Below are 26,681 nucleotides of genomic sequence, written 5' to 3'. Positions count from 1 at the left end.
GCGCTTCGATGCGCAGGTGGAAAAACTGGGCATTATCCGTTGCCGGGGACGGGTTGCCAACCTTTTGGGGCCAGGCCACTGTCATAGCGGGGCAAGCCAGCTCCCACGGTAACCTTGAAGCAGTCAGTACAGGTCCACCGGATCCACATCCAGCGACCAGCGCACCTGCCGCCCCGATGGCATTTGCTCCAACACTAGCAACCAGGCACTGATCAGTCGATGCAGCTGAGCCCGGGCATTGGCCTGGAGCAATAGTTGCGCGCGGAAGCGGCCCGCCCGTCGTTCCATGGGCGCCGGGACCGGGCCGAGCAGCTCGATGCCATGCAGGCCTTGTTCGGCCATGACCCGCTCGGCGGCGGCGCAGGCTTCGTCGAGGAAGCCCTCGGCCTGGCCCGGCTTGTGCGCATCCGCACGCAGCAGGGCCAGGTGGGCGAACGGCGGCAGACCGGCGGCGCGACGTTCGCTCAGGGCCTGCTCGGCGAAAGCGAAGTAGCCCTGCTCGGTCAGTTGCACCAGCAGCGGATGGTCGGCCAGGTGGGTCTGCACGATGACCTTGCCCGGCTCTTCGGCGCGTCCGGCGCGACCGGCAACCTGGACGATCAGCTGGGCCATGCGCTCGCTGGCGCGGAAGTCGCCGGAGAACAGCCCGCCATCGGCATCAAGAATCGCCACCAGGGTGACGCGGGGGAAGTGGTGCCCCTTGGCCAGCATCTGGGTGCCGACCAGGATGCTCGGTTGACCGCGCTGGATGGTGGCGAACAGGTTGTGCATGGCGTCCTTGCGCGAGGTGCTGTCGCGGTCCACGCGCAGGGTCGGGTAGTCGGGGAACAGCACCTTGAGCCGCTCTTCGGCGCGCTCGGTGCCGGCCCCCACCGGACGCAAGTCGACGTGGGCGCACTGCGGGCACTGCAACGGCAGGCGTTCGTCATAGCCGCAGTGGTGGCAGCGCAGCACGGCGGAACGCTGGTGCACGGTCATGCGCGCATCGCAGCGCGGGCACTCGGAGAGCCAGCCGCAGTCGTGGCACAGCAGCGTCGGGGCGAAACCGCGGCGGTTGAGGAACACCAGCACCTGCTGGCCAGCCTCCAGGGTCTGGCGGATGGCCTGTTGCAGCGGGCCGCTGATGCCGCTGTCCAATGGCAGGCTGCGTACGTCCAGGCGCAGGAAACGTGGTGCCTTGGCGCCACCGGCGCGCTGGTTCATGCGCAGCAGGCCGTAGCGGCCGCTGTGGGCGTTGTGCAGGCTTTCCAGCGACGGCGTGGCCGAGCCCAGCAGGATCGGGATGTTCTCCTGGTGGGCGCGGACCACGGCCAGGTCGCGGGCGTGATAGCGCAGGCCTTCCTGCTGTTTATAGGAACCGTCGTGTTCCTCGTCGATGATGATCAGGCCCGGGTTCTTCATCGGCGTGAACAGCGCCGAGCGGGTGCCGATGATGATGTCGGCGTCACCATCGCGGGCCGCCAGCCAGGCGTCCAGGCGTTCGCGGTCGCCCACCGCCGAGTGCAGCAGGGCGATGCGGGCGTTGAAGCGCTGCTCGAAGCGTTGCAGGGTCTGCGGGCCGAGGTTGATCTCGGGGATCAGGATCAGCGCCTGCTTGCCGGCTTCGAGGGTTTCGCGAATAAGCTGCAGGTACACCTCGGTCTTGCCGCTGCCGGTGACCCCGGCCAGCAGGTAGGCGTGGAAGGCGCCGAAGCCCGCGCGCACCGCCTCGAACGCCGCGCGCTGCTCCTCGTTGAGCGGCAGCTCCGGTTGGGCCAGCCAGTGCTCGTGGCGCGCGGCGGGCAGGTGGCGGCGGACTTCGACGCTCACCAGCTCCTTGGCCAGCAGCAGGTCGAGGCTGTCCTTGTTCAGGCCCAGCTTGCTCAACAGGCTGTGGGCTACGCCATGGGGGTGCTGCGACAGGGTCTTGAGGGCATCGCGCTGGCGCGGGGCGCGGGCGATGCGCGGATCCTCCAGGCGTGCCCCGGGGGCGACGTGCCAGAAACGCTCCTGGCGCGCCTCGGCCGGCTCGCCTTGGCGCAGCAGGGTCGGCAGGGCCCAGCTCAAGGTGTCGCCCAGGCTGTGCTGGTAGTACTGCGCCGTCCACAGGCACAGCTTGAACAGTGCGGGTGGCACGGGCGAAACCGGGTCGAGCAGGGCGCTGGCCGGCTTGAGCTTGTCGGCGGGGACTTCGCTGTGCGTGGCGATCTCCACCAGCACGCCGATCATCTCGCGGCGGCCGAATGGCACGCGGATGCGCATGCCGGGCGTCAGTGCCTGGCGCGCCATGCTCGCGGGCGCCCGGTAGTCGAACAGGCGACGCAGGGGCGAGGGCAGGGCAAGGCGCAGGATGACGTCGGACACGCGGAAGGTCTCTGGAGGGCGTTTCACAAATCAGGCGAGCCTAGCAGACGACGGTCGGTGCAAGCGACAACTTGCGCTGCGGCCGCGCTCTGGTATTATTCGCCGCCTAATTACGTGCGGTATTCAACAATAGGTGTTGGGTGGCGGCACGCAGCTCGAGGAAGTGACCATGAAAGCAGATATTCATCCGAACTACGAAGTAGTTGCAGTCACCTGCAGCTGCGGCAACAAGTTTGAAACCCGTTCGACCCTGGGCAGCGTCCTGGCGATCGACGTTTGCAACCTGTGCCACCCGTTCTACACCGGTAAGCAGAAAGTCCTGGACACCGGTGGTCGCGTACAGAAGTTCGCCGATCGCTTCGGTATGTTCGGTACCAAGAAGTAATCATGCGCATGGCGAATCTCTCGAGGTTCGCGTTGCTGCAAAAGAAGGCGCCCCTTGCGGGCGCCTTTTTTGTGGGCGCGATCTGGCATTTTCCGGCCCTGGCCTTCTGTCCGTTGCCCGAGCAGCCGCAGCAGGTGACGGTGCGCCAGGTAGTCGACGGCGACACCTTGCGCCTGGATGATGGCCGCAACGTGCGGCTGATCGGCATCAATGCGCCCGAGATCGGCCGCAAGGGCCGCACCAGCGAGCCCTACGCCGAGGCTGCGAAACGGCGCCTGCAGGCGCTGGTCGAGGCCAGCAATGGTCGCGTCGGCCTGGTCCCGGGCGTGGAACCCAAGGACAAGTACGGTCGAACCCTGGCGCACATCTATAGCCGTACTGGCGACAATCTCGAAGCACAATTGCTCAGCGAGGGCCTCGGCTACCGGGTCGCCATTGCCCCCAACGTGGCCTTGTCGGGCTGCCAGCAACAAGCCGAGCAGCAGGCGCGCAACGCCGGAGCCGGGCTGTGGCGCCAGTCGCCGGTAGTGCGTGCGAGGGAAGTCAGGCAGTCCGGTTTTGCCGTGATCGGCGGCAAGATCAAGGGTATCGAGCGCAACCGTGGCGGTATCTGGCTGGAGCTCGACGATGCCGTGGTGCTGCAGGTCCCCGCTCGTCTGCAGCAGCGCTTCCCCGCCAGCTTCTTCGCTAACCTCAAGGGACGCCAGGTCGAGGCGCGTGGCTGGGTGTTGGACCGATCCCGCAAGGGAGGGCTCAAGCCCGGGCAGCGACGCTGGCTGTTGCCATTGACCGATCCGAGCATGTTGGCGGCTGTTCCAGGGTAAATAGTTGTAGACATTTTGCTATTGGATTGTACACACTGGGTCCCGTAAGCCCCGTGGGTTATAGCGTAAAGTCGTAGGCCAAAGGCCTTGACACATAGTGACCGGGCAGTCTTGTCGCCCCCCGGCTCTTTGCGTATCCTCGGCGGTCCGTCAGAACAGTAAACAGCGGAATGCCCATCATGTCAGACCTGAAAACCGCCGCTCTCGAATACCACGCCCAGCCCCGTCCGGGGAAGCTGAGCGTCGAGCTCTCCAAGCCCACCGCCACCGCCCGTGACCTCGCCCTGGCCTACAGCCCTGGCGTCGCCGAGCCTGTGCGCGAGATCGGCCGTGATCCGGAGCTGGCCTACAAGTACACCGGCAAGGGCAACCTGGTTGCGGTGATCTCCGATGGCACCGCCATCCTCGGTCTGGGCGACCTCGGCCCGCTGGCCTCCAAGCCGGTAATGGAAGGCAAGGGTGTTCTGTTTAAGCGTTTCGCCGGTATCGACGTGTTCGATATCGAAGTCGAGTCGGAGAGCCCGCAGGCCTTCATCGACACCGTTCGCCGCATCTCCATCACCTTCGGCGGCATCAACCTGGAAGACATCAAGGCACCTGAGTGCTTCGAGATCGAGCGCACCCTGATCGAACAGTGCGACATTCCCGTCTTCCACGATGACCAGCACGGTACCGCCATCGTTACCGCCGCCGGAATGATCAACGCCCTGGAAATCGCCGGCAAGAAGCTCGAGGAGGCGAAGATCGTCTGCCTGGGCGCCGGTGCCGCCGCCATCTCCTGCATGAAGCTGCTGGTAAGCATGGGCGCCAAGGTCGAGAACATCTTCATGATCGACCGCAGCGGCGTGATCCACGCCGGCCGCGACGACCTGAACCAGTACAAGGCCCAGTTCGCCCACGCCACCGACAAGCGCACCCTGGCTGATGCACTGAACGGCGCCGATGTGTTCGTCGGCCTGTCCGGTCCGAACCTGCTGAGCCCGGAAGGCCTGAAGTCGATGGCCGCCAACCCGATCGTGTTCGCCTGCTCGAACCCGGATCCGGAAATCGCTCCGGAGCTGGCTCACGCCACCCGCAGCGACGTGATCATGGCCACCGGTCGTTCCGACTACCCGAACCAGGTCAACAACGTACTGGGCTTCCCATTCATCTTCCGCGGTGCCCTGGACGTTCGCGCCAAGCGCATCAACGAAGAAATGAAGATCGCCGCCGCCATCGCCCTGAAGGACCTGGCCAAGCAGCCAGTGCCGAAGGAAGTCTGCGAAGCCTACGGCGTACAGGCCCTGGAATTCGGCCGCGAATACATCATTCCGAAGCCGCTGGATGCCCGTCTGATCACCGTGGTTTCCGATGCCGTGGCCAAGGCCGCCATCGAATCCGGCGTGGCCACCCTGCCGTATCCGAAGCACTACCCGCTGAAAAGCGTGGATGACGTGTTCAACGGCTGATCCGGTCGTAGCGTCATGAAAAAGCCCCGGCTCGTGAGAGTCGGGGCTTTTTGCTTGCCGCTGTCAAAGCATCGCGCAGCTGTCCCGCGCTGTGGTCAGAACAGATCCATCGGCGCCGCTTCATCCGCCGGCAGCGGGCTGCCGGGGACGGCGCCATTGCCCAGCTCGTCTACCGAAGGTGGCGAGTCCTCGGCCTTGAACAGCTCGAAGTAGGCATTCGGTGTGCCTGGTGTGGCGGCGCGGCCGCTGACCGGGTCGACACGCAGGCTGAGAATGCCTTCCGGCTCGGCCGGTGCGTGCTCAGGCTTGCCCTTGAGCGCCGCGCCCATGAAGCTCATCCAGATCGGCAACGCCACGGTGCCGCCGTACTCGCGTCTGCCCAGGGTTTCCGGCTGGTCGAAGCCTACCCAGACGGTGGTGACGTAGTCGGCGTTGTAGCCGGAGAACCAGGCATCCTTGGACTCGTTGGTGGTACCGGTCTTGCCTGCCAGGTCCGTGCGGCCGAGGGCCAGGGCGCGGCGGCCGGTGCCGCGCTTGATCACATCCTGCAGCATGCTGGTGAGAATGTACGAGGTGCGCCCGTCGATGATCTGCTCGGCCACGGCGGGTACCTGCGGCGCCGGGGCGGTCTGGCCGAGGGCCGACGGTGCTTCGCCCGGCATCGGCGCGACACTGATCGCCTGCTCGGGGGCGGCGAGGCCGGCCTGGTCCTGGCTGCCCTGGGGCACCCGTGCCGGGTTGGCGGTGAACAGGGTTTCGCCGTTGCGGCTTTCGACTCGCTCGATCAGGTAGGGGCTGATCTTGTAGCCGCCGTTGGCGAAGGTGCTCCAGCCGGTGGCGATCTCCATCGGCGTCAGGGTCGCGGTGCCCAGTGCCAGCGACAGGTTGCGCGGCAGGTCCTGCTTGTTGAAGCCGAACTTGGCGATGTAGTCGATGGTGCGGTCCACGCCCATGGCCTGCAGCAGGCGGATCGAAACCAGGTTGCGCGACTTGTACAGCGCCTCGCGCATGCGGATCGGGCCAAGGAAGGTATTGGTGTCGTTCTTCGGGCGCCAGACCTTGTCCAGGTACTCATCGACGAACACGATCGGCGCGTCGTTGACCAGGCTGGCGGCGGTGTAGCCGTTGTCCAGCGCGGCGCTGTAGACAAAGGGCTTGAAGCTCGAGCCCGGCTGGCGCTTGGCCTGCATGGCGCGGTTGTAGTTGCTCTGCTCGAAGGAGAATCCGCCGACCAGGGCGCGGATGGCGCCGTTGTAAGGGTCGAGGGTGACCAGGGCGCTCTGGGCCCCAGGTACCTGGCTGAACTTGAGCTTGCCGTCCTCCAGGCGCTGCAGGCGGACCAGGTCGCCGACCTGGGCGACGTCGCCGGGCGATTGTGGCGAACGTCCCTGCGAGTTGCTGCTGAGGTATGGGCGGGCCCACTTCATGGTATCCCAGGCCACATTCTCTTCCAGCCCGCTGCGGGTCATCACCTTCAGGCCCGTCTTCTCGACCTGGGTGACGATGGCCGGCTCCAGGCCGCCGAGGGTGCGCTGCTTGCCCAGTTCCTGCAGCCAGGCCGCACGGGTCTTGCCCGGGAAGCGTGCCTCGGGGCCGCGGTAACCGTGGCGTTCGTCATACTCGCTGAGGCCGTTGAGCACCGCGCTGTTGGCCATCTGCTGCATGTCGCTCGGCACCGTGGTGGTGACGCGGAAACCTTCGGTGTAGGCGTCGCTGCCGTAGCGGCCGACCATCTCGGCGCGGGCCATCTCGGCGACATAGGGGGCGTTCACTTCCGGAGTCGGCACGTGGTAGCTGGCGTTCAGCGGTTCGGCCAGGGCCGCCTGGTAGCTGGCTTCGTCGATCTTGCCGAGCTTGTACATGCGTCCGAGGATCCAGTCACGGCGCTCCTTGGCGCGTACCGGGTTGGCCAGGGGGTTGAAGCGCGAGGGCGCCTTGGGCAGGCCGGCGATCATCGCCATCTGCGCCAGGCTTACGTCGCGAATCGACTTGCCGTAGTACACCTGCGCCGCGGCATCGATGCCGTAGGCGCGGTTGCCCAGGTAGATCTTGTTGACGTAGAGCTCGAGGATCTCGTCCTTGGTCAGCTCGCGCTCGATCTGCAGGGCCAGCAGGATCTCGTTGGTCTTGCGCGAGAAGCTGCGCTCGCTGGTGAGGAAGAAGTTCTTCGCCACCTGCATGGTGATGGTGCTGCCGCCGGTCTGGATATGCCCGGACTTGAGCAACTGCGATGCCGCGCGCATCAGGCTGCTGGGATCTACCCCGTAGTGGTTGAGGAAATTGTCGTCTTCGGCGGACAGAAGCGCCTGGATGAACTGTGGGGGAATTTCCTGGAACTTGATCGGCGAGCGCCGCATCTCGCCGAACTCGGCAATCAGCTTGCCGTCGCTACTGTACACCCTCAGGGGGATTTGCAACTGGACGCTTCTGAGCGATTCGACCGAGGGCAGGCTGGGGCTAAGATACAGAAACGCACCGCTCACACCGAGCACGAGCGCGCAGATGACGGCGACGAGAGACCACCAGAAGAACTTCAGCAGACGTATCAAGGCTTTTGGGTGTCCAGGTTGAGGAGTGGATTGCGCGCGGGGCCGGCGGACAGGAAAACGCTGGCCATTATAAGCATTTTTCGTCCCACCGGGTGACCGCCCGGGGCGTAGGACGACCGCTCGCGCCACTACGGCGCGGGCTGCCGATGACCAGAAAGGAACAGCCATGCTTGGATGCTTTGGCAGGGACGCCGGTTCACTGCTGGGGGTGGAAATTGCCTCCGGTTCCATAAGAATGCTGCACCTGCATCGCCAGCGCGGCGGTTGGCGTGTGCAGGGGTGGGCGCAGGAGCGCTTCGAGCCGGCGACGCCTGGCTGGGTGGCATCCGACGAGGCGCAGGGGTTGGTGATGGGGTTGCGGCGGGCCCATGTTCAATGTCGAACCAGGCAGTTGCGCGTCGCCCTGGCATTGCCCGCCTCTCAGGTCATCTGCAAGCGTTGCCGGTTGCCTGCCGGGCTGGCCGACCTTGGTATCGAAGCGGCCGTGTTGGCTCAGGCCGAGCAGTTGTTTCCCTTCCCGCTTGAGGATCTGGCCCTTGACTACTGGGTGCAGGGTGCATGCGCCGATGATCCCGGGCAATTCGAAGTGCTGGTGGTTGCCTGCCGGCAAAGCCAGCTCGATCCGTGGGAGCGGGTGTTTGCCAAGGCCGGATTGCAACTTGAAGCCGTGGAGGTGGACAGCTTCGCGCTACGGCGAGCGTTGCTGTCTGAGGCGCAGGCTCGCTCAGCTGTGCTGCTGCAGTTGGAGCCGGGCGAAGTGGTCATGCACCGCTGGCACGGCGACCCCATTGCGCAGCGCCAGCGGCTCGCCCTGGGCTCGCCGGCGCACTGGGATGTCGCTGTCGATAGCCTCTGGCGGTTGGATGAGCAGGCGCCCATCGCTGACGTTGTCCTGTTCGGCTCCGCTGCCGATGAAGCCCGGGCGGCGCATTTGCGAGAACGCCTGGATGTGAAATGCCAGGTGGGTTGCCCGCTCCCGCTGGCAGGTCTCCGGGAGCATGATGGCCTTTGTGCAGCTTCGATGGTCCTGGCCTGCGGCTTGGCCATGGGAGGCCGGGCATGAGGGTGAGACTGAACTTGATGCCCTGGCGCGAGCACCGCAGGGCCAGGGCTGTGCGGCAATTTCAGATCAGGCTCGTAGTCACCCTGGTGGTGGCCCTGGGCGCGGTCACATGGCTCGATCAGATGGCGCGGTCGCGCCTGGCCCGACAAGCACTGATAGTCGTCTCGCATCAGGCGGAGCTCGAGCGGCTCGATATCTCGCTGAGGCAGGTCGATCAACTGCGCGGCAGGCGGGAGGCGTTACAGGCCGAGCATGCCGCGTTGTCTGCACTCGGCACAGGGCGGTCGCAGATGCCTGATTTGTTCCTCGCCCTTGAGCAGGCCCTGCCAGAAGGTGCTCGCTTGACGGAGGTGGATGTCGAGGCGGGACGCTTGCGCCTGGGCGGTCTGGCTGCCTCTGCGACGGTGGTCGCCCAGTTCATGCGCGACCTGGAGCACGTTGGCGTGGTGCGGGACCTCGAGCTCGTTCAGCTCAGGCGTCATGACGAGGGTGACGCGTTCCTGCTGGCGGCGCGATTGCTGGCGGGCGAGTCGTGACCCGCCTGTGGCTCCTTGACTGGCAGGCGCTGGCAGGTCGGTCGGGAGTGGTGAGGTCCGTGGTGTGCCTGTCGCTCGCGCTCATGGTTGCTTGTGTGGGCTACCTGGTACGTCTGCGTGATCCGGTTCAGGGGCATTTCGAGTCTGTCCGGCAACAGCTCCAGCTACAGGATGAACTGGCGCAGCGCAGGGCGCGCCTCGTCGAACTGGGTGTGGAGCAGCGGGCGCTTGAACATGCCCGGACGCTTTTGCAGGCGACACGATGGCGGCTGGCCGCGGGAGAGGGCATGAGCGAGCTACTCGATCAGTTGGCGCTATCGGGGCAGGAACATGGCCTGGTATTCGAGCGAGTCGAGGTGCAGGAGGCAAAGCAGGCGCCAGCGTATCGAGTGCAACCGCTGGAAATCGCGGTGTCGGGACAGTATCCGGCGCTGCGCCTGTGGCTGGAGCAATCGCTGCGGCAGTTGCGTCTGTTGAATGTGGACCGGCTCAGGCTGGCCCTGAAGGATGGGGGCATCGGGCAAATCGCCGCCCAGTTGCGATTGCATGCCTACCACCCTGGGGAAGAGCTGCCGGTCCCGGCGTCATTGGCGGACGAGCCGGCCCAGGCGGTCTTGTCGAAGACGGCATTCGACCCTTTCCGGGCTTGGTTGCCCCCGAGTGAGGACAGTGGGCTGGCGCATGTTCCATTGGCACGGTTGGAGATGGTCGGCAGCCTCTCCCAGGCGGGGCGGCGACAGGCATTGCTGCGCTTCGCAGGTCGCCTGTACCGGGTCGCGGAAGGCGATCGACTGGGGCTCGAAGGAAGTGTCGTGGTGGCCATTGAGGTTGACCGGGTGGAGGTCCAGGAGCGGATCTACATCGATGGGCGCTGGCAAGCACGTCCCAGGTATCTGGTTCTTGGGACGCATGAACAAGGAGAGGTCAGGGATGGGACCGAGGCAATGGTTGAGCGGCGTGCTATTGATGTTGGGGCTTCAGGCGACGCAGGCCGAGACGTTTCAGGGTGAGCCGATGTCGCTCAACCTCCAGGACGTCGAGCTGCGTTCGGTGCTTCAGGTCATGGCCGATCACGCGGGCGTCAACCTGGTGGTCGGCGACTCGGTGCAGGGACGGATTACCCTGCGCCTGGAAGACGTGCCCTGGGAGCAGGCGCTTGATCTGGTGCTGCGCAGCAAGGGCTTGGGCAGGCGCCGGGAGGGGAATGTGCTGCTGGTTGCTCCTGTGGCAGAGCTCGCTGGGCAGGTCCAGGGCATCGAGCCACTGCAGCGTGAATTGATCCCTGTCTTCCATGCCAAGGCCGGCGAGCTGGCGGAGCTGCTGCTGGCGAGCCTGGCGGACGACGGTGCCCTGGCCGGGCGTGGCAGCCTCAGTGTGGACGCTCGCACCAATACCCTGGTAGCCACCCAGCCTGCCGCGCGGCTCGCCGAACTGCGCAGGCTGGTCACTCAGCTGGATGTGCCGGTGCGCCAGGTCATGATCGAGGCACGGATCGTCGAGGCCAATGTCGATTACGAAAAGGCCCTGGGCGTGCGCTGGGGTGGACCGCTGTATGGCTCGGACCGCCGGCTGGGCAGCGACCTTTTCGTCGATCTTGGCGTCGAGCGGGGAGGTGCCGCGTTGGGAGTGGGGCTGCTGCGCAGCGATATCCTGCTCGATCTGGAGCTTAGCGCCATGGAAAAAAGCGGCAATGGCGAGATCATCTCCCAACCCAAGGTGGTCACGGCCGACAAGGAAACCGCGCGCATACTCAAGGGCACCGAAGTGCCCTACCAGGAAACCACCCGCAGTGGCGCCACTTCGGTCTCCTTCCGAGAGGCGTCCCTGTCGCTGGAGGTGACGCCGCAGATCACGCCGGACGGCAAGGTGATCATGGCGGTGCGGGTGACCAAGGACGAGCCGGACTTCATCAATGCCCTTAACGATGTGCCGCCGATCCGCAAGAACGAGGTCAACGCCAAGGTGCGGGTCACCGATGGGCAGACCATTGTGATTGGTGGCGTGTACTCGACGTCGCAGAACAAAGTGGTCGACAAGGTGCCATTTTTTGGCGATCTGCCGTATGTTGGGCGGCTGTTTCGACGCGATGCATTACAAGAGAAAAAATCCGAGCTGCTGGTCTTCCTGACTCCGCGTATCATGAGTGACCAGGCGATTGCTGTGAGTCGTTGATTCTGTGCGAAATTTGATACTTGTGGGGCCCATGGGCGCTGGTAAAAGCACCATCGGGCGCCTGTTGGCCAAAGAGCTGCGCCTGCTGTTCAAGGATTCCGACAAGGAAATCGAACTGCGAACCGGCGCCAACATCCCGTGGATCTTCGACAAGGAAGGCGAGCCGGGCTTTCGTGACCGCGAGCAGGCGATGATCGCCGAACTCAGCGCGCTCGACGGCGTGGTCCTGGCCACCGGCGGAGGCGCGGTGATGCGCGACGCCAACCGTGCGGCGCTGCGCGCCGGCGGACGGGTGGTCTACCTGCACGCCTCGGTGGAGCAGCAGGTGGGACGTACCTCCCGTGACCGCAACCGACCGCTGTTGCGTACCGCCAACCCGGAGGCCACGTTGCGCGCCCTGCTGGAGGCGCGCGACCCGCTGTATCGCGAAATCGCCGACCTGGTGGTGGAAACCGACGAGCGGCCACCACGCATGGTGGTGCTCGACATCCTCGAGCGCCTGCAGAAGTTGCCGCCCCGCTGAGCGGGGTCTATCCTCGGCGACCAACGCCGAGACGGGGCTGAACGTCACCGCGCGGGGCCGAACCGCCACCGCGTCCAAGCACATTGTGGGGATACATGCAGACACTAAAGGTCGACCTGGGCGAACGTAGCTACCCGATCTACATTGGCGAAGGCCTGCTGGACCAGCCCGAGCTGCTGGCGCCGCACATTGCCGGGCGGCAGGTTGCCATCGTCTCCAACGAGACCGTCGCGCCCCTGTACCTCGAACGCCTCAGCAAGACCCTGGGCGCGTATTCGGTGCTGCCCGTGGTGTTGCCTGACGGCGAGGCCCACAAGAACTGGGAAACCCTGCAGCTGATCTTCGACGCCCTGCTCACCGCCCGCCATGACCGTCGCACCACCGTGGTTGCCCTCGGTGGCGGCGTGATCGGCGACATGGCCGGCTTTGCCGCGGCCTGCTACCAGCGCGGCGTCGACTTCATCCAGGTGCCGACCACGCTGCTGTCCCAGGTGGACTCTTCGGTGGGCGGCAAGACCGGCATCAACCACCCGTTGGGCAAGAACATGGTCGGCGCTTTCTATCAGCCCAACGCGGTGCTGATCGACACCACTAGCCTGAAGACCCTGCCCGAGCGCGAGCTCTCCGCAGGCCTGGCCGAAGTCATCAAGTACGGCCTGATCTGCGACAAGCCGTTCCTCGCCTGGCTTGAAGACAATATGCAGGCGTTGCGCGCCCTGGACTCCGCCGCCCTGACCGAAGCCATCCGCCGCTCCTGCGCGGCCAAGGCCGCCGTGGTCGGTGCCGACGAGCGCGAATCGGGCGTGCGTGCCACGCTCAACCTTGGCCACACCTTCGGCCATGCCATCGAAACACACATGGGCTATGGCGTCTGGCTGCACGGCGAAGCCGTGGCGGCGGGCACGGTGATGGCCCTGGAAATGTCCATGCGCCTGGGCTGGATCGACCAGCCGGCGCGCGATCGCGGAATTCGCCTGCTGCAGGACGCAGGATTGCCGGTGGTGCCACCACAGGAAATGACCCCGGCGCATTTCATGGAGCACATGGCGGTCGACAAGAAAGTGCTCGACGGGCGCCTGCGCCTGGTGCTGCTGCGCCAGCTGGGCGAGGCCGTCGTCACCGACGACTATTCGACAGAGATTCTTCAGGCCACCCTGGCGGCGGATTACCGCGCGATCGTGGCCCAGCTTTGAGGTTGTGACAACGCAATGACCAGTCTGCATGCCGATGAGGCGTTCCTCGACCATTACCAGTTGAGCCACGATCCGTTCGCACCGCGGGTGCCCGGCTTCAAGTTCTTCCCCGCCCAGCGCAAGCCGGTGCTGGGCCAGTTGCATCACCTGGCGCGCTACAGCCAGCTGATGCTGGTGGTCAGCGGCCCGGTGGGCAGCGGCAAGACCCTGCTGCGCCAGGCCCTGGTGGCCAGTACCAACAAGCAGTCGGTGCAGAGCGTGGTGGTGTCCGCCCGTGGCGCCAGTGACGCTGCCAGCGTGCTGGGCCAGGTGGCGCAGTCGCTGAACGTGGCGCAGCCGGAGGTGCAGGCGATCCTGTCGCAGGTGGTTCAGCTGGCGCTGACCGGCCAGGAAGTCTATCTGCTGGTGGACGATGCGGAACAACTCGACGAGTCGGCACTCCAAGCGTTGCTGGAGTTGGCGGCAGGCGTGGCCGAAGGGCGCCCGCATGTGTTCCTGTTCGGCGAGCCTTCGCTGATTGCCGGGCTGGAAGAGCTCAATGCCGATGGCGAGCGCTTCCATGTCATCGAGCTGGCCCCGTACAGCGAGGAAGAGACTCGCGAGTACCTGGAACAGCGCCTGGAAGGCGCCGGCCGGGGCATCGAGGTGTTCAGCGCCGAGCAGATCGTCGACATCCACGAAAACTCCGACGGTTGGCCTGGGAACATCAACCAGGTCGCCCGCGATACCTTGATCGAAGCCATGATCGCCAGCCGTACCACGGTCAAGCGACCATCCATGGGGTTCAAAATGCCTAAGAAACACGTGCTCGCGTTGTCCGCTGTGGTCGTGGTCGCCGTTGGCGCGGCGGTCCTGATGCCCAAGAAGGGCGACAAGGCCCCGACCGAGGCGCCGGCCGCCCAGGCTCAATTGCCACTGGGGCAGGGCAGCAACGGCGCGCCCGCCATCGAGTTCTCCGGTTCCTCGCAACCGATGCCGCTGCCGCTGGTCGGCCAGTCGCAGCCGGTGATGCGCGAGCCCCTGGCCCAGGCCGCCGGCATGGGCGAGGGCGAAGAGGGTGGGCCTGCGGGTGATACCGCTTTGCAGCCTGCCGCGCCGTCGGCCGCCGTGCCGCCGACCGTGACCACCATCGCGCCGCCGCAAGGTGCCACCGCCAGCCCGGCACCAGCTCCTGCCCAACCGGTAACCACCGCTCCGGTACAGTCGGTTGCGCCTGCGCCGAAGCCTGTCGCAACCCAGCCAGTAAAACCGGTTGCACCTGCCAAGCCCGCCCCGGCCCCAACCCAGGTCGCCAGCGCCAAGCCCGCCAGCAAGCCTGCCGAGAAAACCGCCACGGGCGGCGCCGGCAACAGCAGCTGGTATGCCGGCCAGAAACCGGGCAATTACGTAGTGCAGATCTTCGGCACCAGCTCCGAGGCGTCGGCCCAGTCGTTCGTCAAGGCGCAGGGTGGCGACTATCGCTACTTCAAGAAAAACCTGCAGGGCAAGCCGCTGTTTGTCGTCACCTACGGCAACTTCGCCAGCCGCGACGCCGCTGCTGCGGCAATCAAGAACTTGCCAGCCAAGGTCCAGGCTGGTAAACCTTGGCCACGTACCGTCGGCAGCGTCCAACAAGAGCTGGCCACGGCCCGCTGATACCTTCCGGGCGGCACCACCCCGCCGCCCAGTTGCTGAGCGACTTCTAGCTTTCGATCAGCCTGCTGCGCCCGAGCGCGGCAGGCTTTTCTGTCCCAGACTGCCGGCCACAAGCCCTGTGTTGCAGTCATGGCTGAAACGCTTCAGACTCTAGCTAAGCCGTTACCACGGCGCATGGCCCAAAAACATTCAAAATTGCGACATAAATTTTCAATGGTGAGACATGAAAATTTGTGGGCGTCGCTGTCGCTGTGCAACAATGGTTTTCCATGACCACCGCAAAAAAGCTGGCGTTTGATCGGCGTGGATGGTAAGTGGTTGTTAAAAAAGAGATTTGCCTCCGGTTGAGAGGTGAACCTGGTGAGAAAGTGTCTATGAAAACAGGTCTGTACCATCCCGAAGAATTCAAGGACAACTGTGGTTTCGGCCTGATCGCCCATATGACGGGGCAGCCGAGTCACCACCTTCTGCAAACCGCCATGCAGGCGCTGACCTGCATGACCCACCGCGGCGGCATCAACGCCGACGGCAAGACCGGCGACGGTTGCGGTCTGCTCATGCAGAAGCCCGATCAATTCCTGCGTGCCGTGGCCCAGGAACACTTTGCCGTCGAGCTGCCCAGGCAGTACGCCGTCGGCATGGTGTTCTTCAACCAGGACCCGGTCAAAGCCCAGGCCGCCCGCGCCAACATGGACCGCGAGATCGTCAACGCCGGCCTCAAGCTGGTCGGCTGGCGCAAGGTGCCGATCGATACCAGCGTCCTCGGCCGCCTGGCTCTGGAGCGCCTGCCGCAGATCGAGCAGGTGTTCATCGGTGGCGAAGGTCTGAGCGACCAGGAGTTCGCCATCAAGCTGTTCAGTGCCCGTCGCCGTTCGTCCGTGGCCAATGCCCACGACGCCGACCACTACATCTGCAGCTTCTCGCACAAGACCATCATCTACAAAGGCCTGATGATGCCGCGCGATCTCGCGGCGTTCTATCCGGACCTGGGCGACGAGCGCCTGCAGACCGCGATCTGCGTGTTCCACCAGCGCTTCTCCACCAACACCCTGCCGAAGTGGCCGCTGGCCCAGCCCTTCCGCTTCCTCGCCCACAACGGCGAGATCAACACTATCACCGGCAACCGCAACTGGGCCATGGCCCGTCGCACCAAGTTCGCCAACGACCTGATCCCCGATCTCGAAGAGCTCGGCCCGCTGGTCAACCGCGTCGGCTCCGACTCCTCGAGCATGGACAACATGCTCGAGCTGATGGTCACCGGCGGTATCGACCTGTTCCGCGGCGTGCGCATGCTGGTGCCGCCGGCCTGGCAGAACGTCGAGACCATGGACGCCGACCTGCGCGCCTTCTACGAATACAACTCCATGCACATGGAGCCGTGGGATGGCCCGGCCGGCATCGTCATGACCGAGGGCCGCCACGCGGTGTGCCTGCTCGACCGCAACGGCCTGCGCCCGGCGCGCTGGGTGACCACCACCAACGGCTACATCACCATCGCCTCGGAAATCGGCGTATGGGGCTACCAGCCCGAGGAAGTCCTGGCCAAGGGCCGTGTCGGCCCTGGCCAGATCCTTGCCGTGGACACCGAGACCGGGCAGATCCTCGACACCGACGCCATCGACAACCGCCTGAAGTCGCGCCATCCGTACAAGCGCTGGCTGCGCCAGCACGCCACGCGCATCCAGGCGACGCTGACCGACGACCAGGGCGTGGCCAGCTACGACGCCGACCAGCTCAAGCAATACATGAAGATGTTCCAGGTCACCTTCGAGGAGCGTGACCAGGTGCTGCGTCCGCTCGGCGAGCAAGGCCAGGAAGCGGTCGGCTCGATGGGCGACGACACGCCGATGGCCGTGCTGTCGCAGCGCGTGCGCTCGCCGTACGACTTCTTCCGCCAGCAGTTCGCCCAGGTGACCAATCCGCCGATCGACCCGCTGCGCGAGGCGATCGTGATGTCCCTGGAAATCTGCCTGGGCGCCGAGCGCAACATTTTCCAGGAGTCCCCCGAGCACGCCTCGCGGGTGATCCTCAGCTCACCGGTCATCTCGCCCGCCAAATGGCGTTCTCTGATGAACCTGGAGCGTGAAGGCTTCGACCGCCAGCTGATCGACCTCAACTATGAAGAGAGCGTCGGCCTCGAAGCGGCCATCCGCAACATCGCCGACCAGGCCGAGGAGGCCGTGCGTGGCGACAAGACCCAGCTGGTGCTGAGCGACCGCTACATCGCCCCGGGCAAGCTGCCGGTGCACGCCTCGCTGGCCGTTGGCGCGGTGCACCACCGCTTGACCGAACAGGGCCTGCGCTGCGACAGCAACATCCTGGTCGAGACCGCTACCGCCCGTGACCCGCATCACTTTGCCGTGCTGCTGGGCTTCGGCGCCTCGGCCGTCTACCCGTACCTGGCCTACGAAGTGCTGGCCGACCTGATCCGCACCGGCGAGGTGCTGGGCGACCTGGACGAAGTCTTCAAGTACTACCGCAAGGGCATTTCCAAGGGCCTGCTGAAGATCCTGTCGAAGATGGGTATCTCCACCATCGCCTCGTACCGTGGCGCCCAGCTGTTCGAAGCCGTGGGCCTGGCCGAGGAAGTGGTCGGCCTGAGCTTCAAGGGCGTGTCGAGCCGCATCAAGGGCGCACGTTTCGTCGACCTCGAGAGCGACCAGAAGCTGCTGGCCGCCGAGGCCTGGAGCGCGCGCAAGCCGATCCAGCAGGGTGGTCTGCTCAAGTTCGTCCACGGCGGTGAATACCACGCCTACAACCCGGATGTGGTCAACACCCTGCAGGCCGCCGTGCAGCAGGGCGACTATGCCAAGTTCAAGGAGTACACCACGCTGGTCGACCAGCGTCCGGTGTCGATGATCCGCGACCTGCTCAAGGTCAAGGTCGCCGAGCAGCCGCTGGCGCTGGACCAGGTCGAGCCGCTGGAGGACATCCTCAAGCGTTTCGACTCCGCCGGCATCTCCCTGGGCGCGCTGTCGCCGGAGGCCCACGAGGCCTTGGCCGAGGCGATGAACCGCCTGGGCGCGCGCTCCAATTCCGGCGAGGGCGGTGAAGACCCGGCCCGCTACGGCACCATCAAGAGCTCGAAGATCAAGCAGGTGGCCACCGGCCGCTTCGGCGTGACCCCTGAGTACCTGGTCAATGCCGAGGTGCTGCAGATCAAGGTGGCCCAGGGCGCCAAGCCCGGCGAGGGCGGCCAGCTGCCGGGCGGCAAGGTCAACGGCCTGATCGCCCGGCTGCGCTACGCGGTGCCGGGCGTGACCCTGATCTCGCCGCCGCCGCACCACGATATCTACTCGATCGAAGACCTGGCCCAGCTGATCTACGACCTCAAGCAGGTCAATCCGCAGGCGCTGGTGTCGGTCAAGTTGGTGGCAGAGGCCGGCGTCGGCACCATCGCCGCGGGCGTGGCCAAGGCCTATGCCGACCTGATCACCATCTCCGGCTACGACGGTGGCACCGGCGCCTCGCCGCTGACCTCGATCAAGTACGCTGGCGCGCCATGGGAACTGGGCCTGGCCGAAACCCACCAGACCCTGCGCGGCAACGACCTGCGCGGCAAGGTGCGGGTGCAGACCGACGGCGGCCTGAAAACCGGCCTGGACGTGATCAAGGCCGCCATCCTCGGCGCCGAGAGCTTCGGCTTCGGCACCGCGCCGATGATCGCCCTGGGCTGCAAGTACCTGCGCATCTGCCACCTGAACAACTGCGCCACCGGCGTGGCCACGCAGAACGACAAGCTGCGCAAGGATCACTACATCGGCACCGTCGACATGGTGATCAACTTCTTCACCTTCGTCGCCGAAGAGACCCGCGAGTGGCTGGCCAAGCTGGGCGTGCGCAGCTTGGGTGAGCTGATCGGCCGCACCGACCTGCTCGACGTGCTGCCGGGCGACACCGAGCGCCAGCATCACCTCGACCTGTCGCCGCTGCTGGGCAGCTCGCACATTCCGGCCGACAAGCCGCAGTTCTGCGAAGTCGACAAGAACCCGCCGTTCGACAAGGGCGAGTTGGCCGAGAAGATGGTCGCCATGGCCCTGCCGGCGATCCGCGACCAGGCCGGTGGCGAGTTCAGCCTCGACATCTGCAACTGCGACCGCTCCATCGGTGCGCGCATCTCCGGCGAGATCGCCAGGCTGCACGGCAACCAGGGCATGGCCGCGGCGCCGATCACCTTCCGCTTCAAGGGCACCGCTGGCCAGAGCTTCGGCGTTTGGAACGCCGGTGGCCTGAACCTGCACCTGGAAGGCGACGCCAACGACTACGTCGGCAAGGGCATGACCGGTGGCAAACTGACCATCGTGCCGCCAGCCGGCAGCCCGTTCGAAACCCAGCACAGCGCCATCGTCGGCAACACCTGCCTGTACGGTGCCACCGGCGGCAAGCTGTTCGCCGCCGGCACCGCGGGCGAGCGCTTCGCTGTGCGTAACTCCGGCGCCCACGCTGTGGTCGAGGGCACCGGCGATCACTGCTGTGAATACATGACCGGCGGCTTTGTCTGCGTCCTGGGCAAGACCGGTTACAACTTCGGTTCTGGCATGACGGGCGGCTTCGCCTATGTGCTCGACATGGACAATAGCTTCGTCGACAAACTCAACCACGAGCTGGTGGAAATCCAGCGTATCAGTGGTGAGGCGATGGAGGCTTACCGCAGCCACCTGGCACGGGTCCTGGGCGAGTACGTGGAAGAAACCGGCAGCGAGTGGGGGCGTGAGCTCTCCGAGAACCTGGACGACTACGTGCGGCGCTTCTGGCTGGTCAAGCCGAAGGCGGCCAACCTCAAGCAACTGCTGTCCAGCACCCGTGCCAACCCGCAGTAAGAACAGCTGCAAGTGACGGCCCCGTTTGCGGGGCCCGTCCTGCTCAAGTGATTGTCTTGCAGCTTGCGGCCTAAGGCCGGCAACTGCGGTAAAGAGGTTTTGAAAAATGGCTGAACGTCTGAGCAACGACTTCCAGTTCATCGAAGTGGGCCGCAAGGACCCGAAGAAAAAGCTGCTGCGCCAGCGCAAGAAGGAGTTCGTCGAGATCTACGAACCCTTCAAGCCGCAGCAGTCCGTGGAGCAGGCGCACCGCTGCCTGGGCTGCGGCAACCCGTATTGCGAATGGAAGTGCCCGGTGCACAACTTCATCCCCAACTGGTTGAAGCTGGTCTCCGAAGGCAACATCCTGGCCGCGGCCGAGCTGTCGCACCAAACCAACACCCTGCCGGAAGTGTGCGGCCGTGTGTGCCCGCAGGACCGTCTGTGCGAAGGGGCGTGCACCCTGAACGACGGCTTTGGCGCGGTGACCATCGGCTCGGTGGAGAAGTACATCACCGACACCGCCTTCGCCATGGGCTGGCGCCCGGACATGTCCAAGGTCAAGCCCACCGGCAAGCGCGTCGCCATCATCGGTGCCGGCCCTGCTGGCCTGGGCTGCGCCGACGTGCTGGTGCGCGCGGGCGTGACCCCGGTGGTGTTCGACAAGAACCCCGAGATCGGTGGCCTGCTGACCTTCGGCATCCCCGAGTTCAAGCTGGAAAAGACCGTGCTGAGCAATCGCCGCGAAGTCTTCACCGGCATGGGCATCGAGTTCCGGCTGAACACCGAGGTGGGCAAGGACATCAGCATGGAACAGCTGCTCGCCGAGTACGATGCGGTGTTCATGGGCATGGGTACCTATACCTACATGAAGGGCGGCTTCCCGGGTGAGGACCTGCCGGGCGTGCATGACGCGCTGGACTTCCTGATCGCCAACGTCAACCGCAACCTCGGTTTCGAGAAGTCGCCGGAAGACTTTGTCGACATGCAGGGCAAGAAGGTCGTGGTCCTGGGTGGTGGCGACACCGCGATGGACTGCAACCGCACCTCGATCCGCCAGGGCGCCAAGTCGGTAACCTGCGCCTATCGCCGTGACGAGGCCAACATGCCGGGTTCGCGCAAAGAGGTGAAGAACGCCAAGGAAGAGGGCGTGAAGTTTCTCTACAACCGCCAGCCCATCGCCATCGTTGGCGAAGACAAGGTCGAGGGTGTGAAGGTGGTCGAGACCCGTCTCGGCGAGCCGGATGCCCGTGGCCGCCGCAGCCCCGAGCCGATCCCGGGCTCCGAGGAGATCCTGCCGGCCGACGCCGTGGTGATCGCCTTTGGTTTCCGCCCGAGCCCGGCGCCGTGGTTCGAGCAGCATGGCATCCAGCTGGACAGCCAGGGCCGCGTGGTGGCGCCGGAGAAGGGTAAGTTCAAGCACCAGACCAGCAATCCGAAAGTGTTTGCCGGTGGTGATATGGTGCGGGGCTCGGACTTGGTGGTGACCGCCATTTTCGAAGGCCGCACCGCTGCCGAGGGCATCCTGGATTACCTCGAAGTCTGATCGATCGTTGGGGCCGCTTTGCGGCCCCAAGGGTATTTTGTATACAAAAACGCTTGATCCAAGGCACCCAATAGACAAAACGCATGGCCGTGGCCGTGCCTTTTGTGCCCGCGTCTGAGAAAATGCCCGCACTTTTTTTCCGGATGCCGACATGACTGCCCTGAAGAACGATCGTTTCCTGCGTGCACTGCTCAAGCAACCCGTAGACGTCACCCCGGTATGGATGATGCGCCAGGCCGGCCGCTACCTGCCGGAGTACCGCGCCAGCCGCGCCAAGGCCGGCGACTTCATGAGCCTGTGCATGAACCCGCAGTTCGCCTGCGAGGTCACCCTGCAGCCGCTGGACCGCTACCCGCTGGACGCGGCGATCCTCTTCTCGGACATCCTCACCATCCCCGACGCCATGGGCCAGGGCCTGTACTTCGAGACCGGCGAAGGCCCGCGTTTCAAGAAGGTCATCAGTACCCTGGCCGACATCGAGGCACTGCCGATTCCCGACCCGCAGAAGGACCTGGGCTATGTGATGGACGCGGTCAGCACCATCCGTCGCGAACTCAACGGCCGCGTGCCACTGATCGGCTTCTCCGGCAGCCCGTGGACCCTGGCCACCTACATGGTCGAGGGCGGCTCGTCGAAGGACTTCCGCAAGACCAAGGCCATGGCCTACGACAATCCCGAGGCCCTGCACCTGCTGCTGGACAAGCTGGCGCAGTCGGTCACCAGCTACCTCAATGGCCAGATCCTGGCTGGGGCGCAGGCCGTGCAGATCTTCGACACCTGGGGCGGCAACCTGTCGGCGGCGGCCTACCAGGAGTTCTCCCTGGCCTACATGCGCAAGATCGTCAGCGGCCTGATCCGCGAGCACGAAGGGCGCAAGATACCGGTGATCCTGTTCACCAAGAACGGCGGCTTGTGGCTGGAAAGCATCGCCGAGGCCGGTGCCGACGCCCTGGGCCTGGACTGGACCTGCGAGATCGGCGACGCCCGCCGCCGCGTCGGTGACAAGGTGGCGCTGCAGGGCAACATGGACCCGACCGTGCTGTACGCCAAGCCCAAGGCGATCCGCAAGGAAGTGGCGCGCATCCTCGCCAGCTACGGCAAGGGCAGCGGCCATGTGTTCAACCTGGGTCATGGCATCACCCCCGAGGTCGATCCTGAGCACGCTGGTGTGTTCATTAACGCCGTGCATGAGTTGTCGGCGCAGTACCACCGGTAATCGGTGTGCAACGCGAGAAGCCCGGCCAAGTGCCGGGCTTTTTGTTGTATTAAGTTTCAATTCAGCGATCGTCGGTAATCTGGGGCCATCAAAACGCAAACAGGACCCGATCACCATGAAAGCTCGTTACCTGCCCCTGATCCTCGCCCCACTGTTCAGCACCGCCGCACTGGCCGCCGGCTACACCGGCCCTGGCGCCCAGGCCGTGACCACGGTCGCCGCCGCCAACGATGCCGCCGACGACACCCCGGTGGTGCTGCAGGGCTTCGTGACCAAGAAGATCAACAACGACGACAAGTACGAGTTCAAGGACAACACTGGCACCATCACCGTCGAGATCGACGACGAAGACCTGCCGCCGACGCCGTTCAACGACAAGACCAAGGTCAAGCTGACCGGCGAGGTGGAGAAACACCTGATGAGTCGCGAAGTGGATGTAGATATTGTCGAGATCATCAACTGATCGGCGACGATGGGCTGCTTTGCAGCCCTTTCGTGGCACAAGCCCTGTTCACGGGCGCGTGCCATAGGCATCAGCGCATCTCGGCGCGCAATTGCTCGATCCGCTGGTCCTTCTCCACCCACAGCTGGTTCACCCAGGCCTGCACGGTCTGGCGGAAGGCCGGGTCGTTCTCGTAGTCGCCTACACTCAACGCCGGGTCCAGCTCGCGCACGCGGATGTCGATGATCACCCGGCTGATGCTGCCGTTGAGCAGGTCCCAGAACCCCGGTGCCTTGTCGGCCGGGTAGACGATGGTCACGTCGAGCAGGGCGTCCAACTGCTCGCCCAGCGCCGCCAGCACGAAGGCCACGCCGCCGGCCTTGGGCTTGAGCAGGTGGCGATAGGGCGACTGCTGCTGCTCGCGCTTGGCCTCGGTGAAACGGGTGCCTTCGAGGTAGTTGACCACGGTCACCGGCTGGCGCTTGAACAGCTCGCAGGCGGCCTTGGTGATCTCCAGGTCCTTGCCCTTGAGTTCGGGATGCTTGTCGAGGAAGGCCTTGCTGTAGCGCTTCATGAACGGGTAATCCAGGCCCCACCAGGCCAGGCCCAGCAGCGGTACCCAGATCAGCTCCTTCTTGAGGAAAAACTTGAAGAACGGCACGCGGCGGTTGAGGCTTTCGATCAGCGCCGGGATATCGACCCAGGTCTGGTGGTTGCTGATGCACAGGTACGAGGTGTCCTGGCGCAGGGTTTCCACGCCGCGGATGTCCCACTGGGTGGGGATGCACAGGGCGAAGATGGCCTTGTCGATTTCCGACCAGGTCTCAGCGATCCACATCACCGCGGCTGACGCGTAGTCGCGGCCACGGCCGGGCAGTACCAGCTTGAGCAGGGCGAAGACCAGCAACGGGCCGATCAGCACCAAGGTGTTGAGCAGCAGCAGGGTGAGGGTGAGGATGCCGGTCAGCAGGCGACGCATAAAGGGACTCTTGTTGTGTAAGGTGAACGGTTGGCAATGATAAGCAGGGTCTGGCCCTTAGCCAAACGTCGTACGGCCATTAACTGGGACAAATGTTTCACATTGTGTTGTTTACCCTGTTGCAACGAACCTATCCTGCCTGCGCAGTCTAAGCACTGACCCCTCTCAAGGAAGCCTGCCCCGTGAAACCCCTGCTTGCCCTGCTGTCCCTTCTGGCGCTGCCGGCGATGGCCGCCGAGCCCACCCTGTATGGCCGCTACGAGAACATCGCCTTGCCGGAGATCGGTGAAACCCTGAAGGCCAAGATGGACACCGGTGCCTACACTGCGTCGCTGTCGGCCAAGGACATCGAGCAGTTCACCCGTGACGGCGAGGATTGGGTGCGTTTCCGCCTGGCCACCAAGGATGCTGACGGAAAGGTCTATGAACACAGGCTGGCGCGCATCAGCAAGATCAAGAACCGCGCCGACGAGGAAGACGAAGGCGACGCGCCCGAGTTGTCGCGCCGCCCGGTGGTCGACCTGGAACTGTGCCTGGGCGATGTGAAGCGAACCGTGGAGGTCAACCTGGTCGACCGCAGCAGCTTCAACTACCCGCTGCTGGTGGGCGCCAAGGCCCTGCGCGAGTTCAAGGCGGCGGTGAACCCGGCGAAGAAGTTCACGGCGGGCAAGCCGGACTGCTGATACGGCAGCGGCAAGCCACAAGGGACAAGCTGCAAGAAACGGCGGATCGGTGTAAGTTGCCGCGATCCGCTTTCACTTGAAGCTTGCAGCTTGAGGCTTGCCGCTCAGATGCCCCACATCCTTATCGTCGAAGACGAATCCGCCATCGCCGACACCCTGGTCTACGCCCTGCAGGCCGACGGCCACAGCACCGAGTGGGTGACCCTCGGCAGCGCCGCCGTCGAGCAGCAGCGTCAGCGTCCGGCCGACCTGGTGATCCTCGACATCGGCCTGCCCGACATCAACGGTTTCGAGACCTGTCGCCAGTTGCGCCGCTTCAGCGAGGTGCCGGTGATGTTCCTCAGCGCCCGCGACGCCGAGATCGACCGGGTGCTGGGCCTGGAGATCGGTGCCGACGACTACGTGGTCAAACCCTTCAGCCCCCGTGAGGTGGCGGCGCGGGTGCGGGCGATCCTCAAGCGCATGGCGCCCAGGTTGGACGCGGCCAGCGAAAGCACGCCGTTCCAGCTCGACACTCTGGCCATGCGCATCAGCTACCGTGGCCAGCCGTTGACGCTGACCCGCCACGAATTCCGCCTGCTACAGAGCCTGCTTGCGCAACCGCGCCGGGTATTCAGCCGTGAACAGCTGCTCGACGGCCTCGGCGTGGCTTCGGACGTCGGCTACGAGCGCACCATCGACAGCCATATCAAGAGCCTGCGCGCCAAGCTGCGCCAGGTCGCGCCCGACGCCGAGGCGATCCAGACCCACCGCGGCCTGGGCTACAGCTACAGCCCTGAGCACGCCTGATGCGCCTGGGCATCCGCATCTTCCTGGTGTACTTCCTGTTCGTCGGCCTGGCGGGCTACTTTCTGCTCAACACGGTGCGCGAGCAGATACGCCCGGTGGTGCGGCAATCATCGGAAGAAACCCTGGTGGACACCGCCAACCTGCTGGCCGAGATCCTTCACGACGATGTGAAGAACGCCACCCTGAACCAGAGCCGCCTGTCGCAGGTGCTCGCCTCCTATGGCGAGCGGCGACCCAGCGCGCAGATCTGGGGGCTGGCGAAGAACCAGGTCAGCCACCGGATCTACGTGACCGACGCCAAGGGCATCGTCCTGCTCGACTCCAGCGGCCAGGACCTGGGCAAGGACTATTCACGCTGGAATGATGTCTACCTGACCCTGCGCGGCCAGTACGGCGCCCGTTCGACCCGCAGCGATCCGGACGACGAAAGCACTTCGGTGATGCATGTAGCGGCGCCGATCCTCGACCAGGGCCAGATCATCGGCGTGGTCACCGTGGCCAAGCCGAACAGCTCATTGCAGCCCTACATCGACCGCTCCGAGCGGCGCCTGCTCATTCTCGGGCTGGGATTGATCGTGCTGGGGCTGCTGGTCGGCGCGGCCTTGTCGTGGTGGCTGACCCGCTCGCTGCGCCGGCTCACCCATTACGCCCAGGCGGTCAGCGAGGGCGAGCGCGCCGCGCTGCCGCACTACAAGGGCGGCGAGCTGTTACAGCTGGCGACGGCGGTGGAGCGCATGCGCACCCAGCTGGAGGGCAAGGCCTATGTCGAGCGCTACGTGCACACGCTCACCCATGAGCTCAAGAGCCCGCTGGCGGCGATCCGAGGTGCTTCGGAGCTACTGCAGGGCGATATGCCGCACGAGCAGCGAGCGCGCTTTGCCGGCAACATCGAGCGCGAGAGCGAGCGTCTGCAGCAGATGATCGAGCGCCTGCTCAACCTGGCGCGGGTCGAGCAGATGCAGGCATTGGAAGATGAGCAGCAGGTGGCGGTGGCAGCGCTGATCGACGAGCTGCTGCTGGCCCATGGCGCGAGGATCGACACCGCCGCGTTGCAGGTGCGCCAGCGTATTCCGGCGGGCGTCAGGTTGCTGTGCGATCCGTTCCTGATGCGTCAGGCCTTGGCCAACCTGCTGGACAACGCGCTGGATTTCACCCCCGAGCGGGGCGCGCTGGCCTTCGAGCTGGAGCGTGACGGCGAGCGGGTGGCCTTGAGCCTGTTCAACCAGGGGCAGCCGATTCCCGAGTACGCCCTGGGGCGGGTCAGCGAGCGGTTCTATTCGCTGCCAAGGCCCGGGACCGGGCGCAAGAGCACCGGGCTGGGGCTGAACTTCGTGGCCGAGGTGATGCAGTTGCATGGCGGGGGGCTGGCGGTGAACAACGTCGAGGGTGGGGTGCGGGTGAGATTGTGGCTGCCTGCGCGTCGACTCAGCTGAGAGGCAGGTACCCTGTGGGAGCGGGCTTGCCCCGTGATGTGGCCAGCCCAGGCAACATTACTGCCTGATCGGGCCTCATCGCGGGGCAAGCCCGCTCCCACGGTGCGTGGCCATCCAGGCAAT

General features: G+C 65.1%; 20 protein-coding genes. 17 read left to right on the top strand and 3 right to left on the bottom strand.

The genetic code is table 11. The features are described 5' to 3' along the window. Positions 1 to 123: 123 nt before the first annotated feature. Positions 124 to 2,343 (bottom strand): primosomal protein N', encoded by a 2,220-nt coding sequence (locus tag K5H97_RS27555; RefSeq protein WP_028689116.1) that lies wholly within the window; start codon positions 2,341 to 2,343, stop codon positions 124 to 126. Positions 2,344 to 2,512: 169 nt separating this feature from the next. Between K5H97_RS27555 and rpmE the strand changes: the two genes are divergently transcribed. The 3 genes from rpmE to K5H97_RS27540 all read left to right on the top strand — a co-directional run bounded on the left by rpmE (position 2,513) and on the right by K5H97_RS27540 (position 5,000). Then, entirely contained in the window at positions 2,513 to 2,728 is a 216-nt protein-coding gene (rpmE, locus tag K5H97_RS27550) for a 50S ribosomal protein L31 (RefSeq protein ID WP_011531746.1), read from the top strand. A 2-nt stretch (positions 2,729 to 2,730) separates the two neighbouring features. After that, positions 2,731 to 3,552, top strand: a complete 822-nt coding sequence (locus tag K5H97_RS27545) for a thermonuclease family protein (protein WP_028689115.1) — start codon at positions 2,731 to 2,733, stop codon at positions 3,550 to 3,552. A 179-nt stretch (positions 3,553 to 3,731) separates the two neighbouring features. After that, positions 3,732 to 5,000, top strand: coding sequence for a malic enzyme-like NAD(P)-binding protein (locus tag K5H97_RS27540; RefSeq protein ID WP_028689114.1), 1,269 nt, complete (start codon positions 3,732 to 3,734; stop codon positions 4,998 to 5,000). Between the two features lie 95 nt (positions 5,001 to 5,095). On the opposite strand, the gene K5H97_RS27535 is transcribed toward K5H97_RS27540, so the two are convergent. After that, entirely contained in the window at positions 5,096 to 7,546 is a 2,451-nt protein-coding gene (locus tag K5H97_RS27535; RefSeq protein WP_371349763.1) for a penicillin-binding protein 1A, read from the bottom strand. 169 nt (positions 7,547 to 7,715) lie between these two features. Here K5H97_RS27535 and pilM point away from each other — a divergent pair, with 169 nt between their 5' ends. The 11 genes from pilM (at position 7,716) to K5H97_RS27480 (ending at position 22,695) form a co-directional block, all read left to right on the top strand. Then, positions 7,716 to 8,612, top strand: a complete 897-nt coding sequence (pilM, locus tag K5H97_RS27530; RefSeq protein ID WP_028689112.1) for a type IV pilus biogenesis protein PilM — start codon at positions 7,716 to 7,718, stop codon at positions 8,610 to 8,612. Then, the gene (locus tag K5H97_RS27525) at positions 8,609 to 9,148 is read left to right on the top strand and encodes a PilN domain-containing protein (protein ID WP_028689111.1); all 540 of its coding nucleotides are present in this window, start codon (positions 8,609 to 8,611) and stop codon (positions 9,146 to 9,148) included. Before pilM ends, K5H97_RS27525 begins: the two co-directional genes overlap by 4 nt. Continuing rightward, positions 9,145 to 10,158 (top strand): pilus assembly protein PilP, encoded by a 1,014-nt coding sequence (locus K5H97_RS27520; protein ID WP_051555621.1) that lies wholly within the window; start codon positions 9,145 to 9,147, stop codon positions 10,156 to 10,158. The genes K5H97_RS27525 and K5H97_RS27520 overlap by 4 nt, the downstream gene beginning before the upstream one ends. Next, positions 10,115 to 11,320 (top strand): type IV pilus secretin PilQ, encoded by a 1,206-nt coding sequence (locus K5H97_RS27515; protein ID WP_088852014.1) that lies wholly within the window; start codon positions 10,115 to 10,117, stop codon positions 11,318 to 11,320. Before K5H97_RS27520 ends, K5H97_RS27515 begins: the two co-directional genes overlap by 44 nt. A 4-nt stretch (positions 11,321 to 11,324) precedes the next feature. Next, on the top strand, positions 11,325 to 11,843 hold the full coding sequence (gene aroK / locus K5H97_RS27510; protein WP_028689109.1) for a shikimate kinase AroK: 519 nt from the start codon (positions 11,325 to 11,327) through the stop codon (positions 11,841 to 11,843). A 95-nt stretch (positions 11,844 to 11,938) separates the two neighbouring features. Beyond that, positions 11,939 to 13,036, top strand: coding sequence for a 3-dehydroquinate synthase (gene aroB, locus K5H97_RS27505; protein ID WP_028689108.1), 1,098 nt, complete (start codon positions 11,939 to 11,941; stop codon positions 13,034 to 13,036). 15 nt (positions 13,037 to 13,051) lie between these two features. Then, positions 13,052 to 14,671, top strand: a complete 1,620-nt coding sequence (locus tag K5H97_RS27500) for an AAA family ATPase (RefSeq protein WP_028689107.1) — start codon at positions 13,052 to 13,054, stop codon at positions 14,669 to 14,671. Positions 14,672 to 15,045: 374 nt separating this feature from the next. Continuing rightward, positions 15,046 to 19,491, top strand: coding sequence for a glutamate synthase large subunit (gene gltB, locus K5H97_RS27495; RefSeq protein ID WP_028689106.1), 4,446 nt, complete (start codon positions 15,046 to 15,048; stop codon positions 19,489 to 19,491). A gap of 106 nt (positions 19,492 to 19,597) precedes the next feature. Then, on the top strand, positions 19,598 to 21,016 hold the full coding sequence (locus K5H97_RS27490; RefSeq protein ID WP_028689105.1) for an FAD-dependent oxidoreductase: 1,419 nt from the start codon (positions 19,598 to 19,600) through the stop codon (positions 21,014 to 21,016). A 151-nt stretch (positions 21,017 to 21,167) separates the two neighbouring features. After that, positions 21,168 to 22,232 carry a uroporphyrinogen decarboxylase gene (gene hemE, locus K5H97_RS27485; RefSeq protein WP_028689104.1) on the top strand — a complete coding sequence of 355 codons (1,065 nt, stop codon included), beginning with the start codon at positions 21,168 to 21,170 and terminating at the stop codon, positions 22,230 to 22,232. A gap of 115 nt (positions 22,233 to 22,347) precedes the next feature. Then, a complete protein-coding gene (locus K5H97_RS27480) occupies positions 22,348 to 22,695 on the top strand; it encodes a YgiW/YdeI family stress tolerance OB fold protein (protein WP_028689103.1) in 348 nt (115 codons plus the stop codon). A 70-nt stretch (positions 22,696 to 22,765) separates the two neighbouring features. On the opposite strand, the gene K5H97_RS27475 is transcribed toward K5H97_RS27480, so the two are convergent. Continuing rightward, a complete protein-coding gene (locus tag K5H97_RS27475) occupies positions 22,766 to 23,653 on the bottom strand; it encodes an acyltransferase (protein WP_028689102.1) in 888 nt (295 codons plus the stop codon). Positions 23,654 to 23,835: 182 nt separating this feature from the next. Here K5H97_RS27475 and rloA2 point away from each other — a divergent pair, with 182 nt between their 5' ends. From rloA2 to creC, 3 genes are all read left to right on the top strand, one after another. Beyond that, positions 23,836 to 24,336, top strand: a complete 501-nt coding sequence (gene rloA2, locus K5H97_RS27470; RefSeq protein WP_028689101.1) for a retropepsin-like aspartic peptidase RloA2 — start codon at positions 23,836 to 23,838, stop codon at positions 24,334 to 24,336. A gap of 108 nt (positions 24,337 to 24,444) precedes the next feature. Beyond that, positions 24,445 to 25,125 (top strand): two-component system response regulator CreB, encoded by a 681-nt coding sequence (gene creB, locus K5H97_RS27465; RefSeq protein WP_028689100.1) that lies wholly within the window; start codon positions 24,445 to 24,447, stop codon positions 25,123 to 25,125. Continuing rightward, complete coding sequence (gene creC / locus K5H97_RS27460; RefSeq protein WP_028689099.1) at positions 25,125 to 26,558, top strand: two-component system sensor histidine kinase CreC; 1,434 nt, start codon at positions 25,125 to 25,127, stop codon at positions 26,556 to 26,558. Before creB ends, creC begins: the two co-directional genes overlap by 1 nt. Positions 26,559 to 26,681 lie beyond the last annotated feature (123 nt).

Source organism: Pseudomonas mosselii, assembly GCF_019823065.1.
GTDB classification, from domain to species: Bacteria; Pseudomonadota; Gammaproteobacteria; order Pseudomonadales; family Pseudomonadaceae; genus Aquipseudomonas; species Aquipseudomonas mosselii.
The sequence above is the reverse complement of the archived record's forward strand: the minus strand, read 5'-3'. Positions and strand labels throughout refer to the sequence as shown.

Coding starts and splice junctions, on each gene's coding strand:
- rpmE (WP_011531746.1), top strand. CDS start 2,513: ATGAAAGCAGATATTCATCCGAACTACGAAGTAGTTGCAGTCACCTGC.
- K5H97_RS27545 (WP_028689115.1), top strand. CDS start 2,731: ATGCGCATGGCGAATCTCTCGAGGTTCGCGTTGCTGCAAAAGAAGGCG.
- K5H97_RS27540 (WP_028689114.1), top strand. CDS start 3,732: ATGTCAGACCTGAAAACCGCCGCTCTCGAATACCACGCCCAGCCCCGT.
- pilM (WP_028689112.1), top strand. CDS start 7,716: ATGCTTGGATGCTTTGGCAGGGACGCCGGTTCACTGCTGGGGGTGGAA.
- K5H97_RS27525 (WP_028689111.1), top strand. CDS start 8,609: ATGAGGGTGAGACTGAACTTGATGCCCTGGCGCGAGCACCGCAGGGCC.
- K5H97_RS27515 (WP_088852014.1), top strand. CDS start 10,115: ATGTTGGGGCTTCAGGCGACGCAGGCCGAGACGTTTCAGGGTGAGCCG.
- aroB (WP_028689108.1), top strand. CDS start 11,939: ATGCAGACACTAAAGGTCGACCTGGGCGAACGTAGCTACCCGATCTAC.
- K5H97_RS27500 (WP_028689107.1), top strand. CDS start 13,052: ATGACCAGTCTGCATGCCGATGAGGCGTTCCTCGACCATTACCAGTTG.
- gltB (WP_028689106.1), top strand. CDS start 15,046: ATGAAAACAGGTCTGTACCATCCCGAAGAATTCAAGGACAACTGTGGT.
- K5H97_RS27490 (WP_028689105.1), top strand. CDS start 19,598: ATGGCTGAACGTCTGAGCAACGACTTCCAGTTCATCGAAGTGGGCCGC.
- hemE (WP_028689104.1), top strand. CDS start 21,168: ATGACTGCCCTGAAGAACGATCGTTTCCTGCGTGCACTGCTCAAGCAA.
- K5H97_RS27480 (WP_028689103.1), top strand. CDS start 22,348: ATGAAAGCTCGTTACCTGCCCCTGATCCTCGCCCCACTGTTCAGCACC.
- K5H97_RS27475 (WP_028689102.1), bottom strand. CDS start 23,653: ATGCGTCGCCTGCTGACCGGCATCCTCACCCTCACCCTGCTGCTGCTC.
- creB (WP_028689100.1), top strand. CDS start 24,445: ATGCCCCACATCCTTATCGTCGAAGACGAATCCGCCATCGCCGACACC.
- creC (WP_028689099.1), top strand. CDS start 25,125: ATGCGCCTGGGCATCCGCATCTTCCTGGTGTACTTCCTGTTCGTCGGC.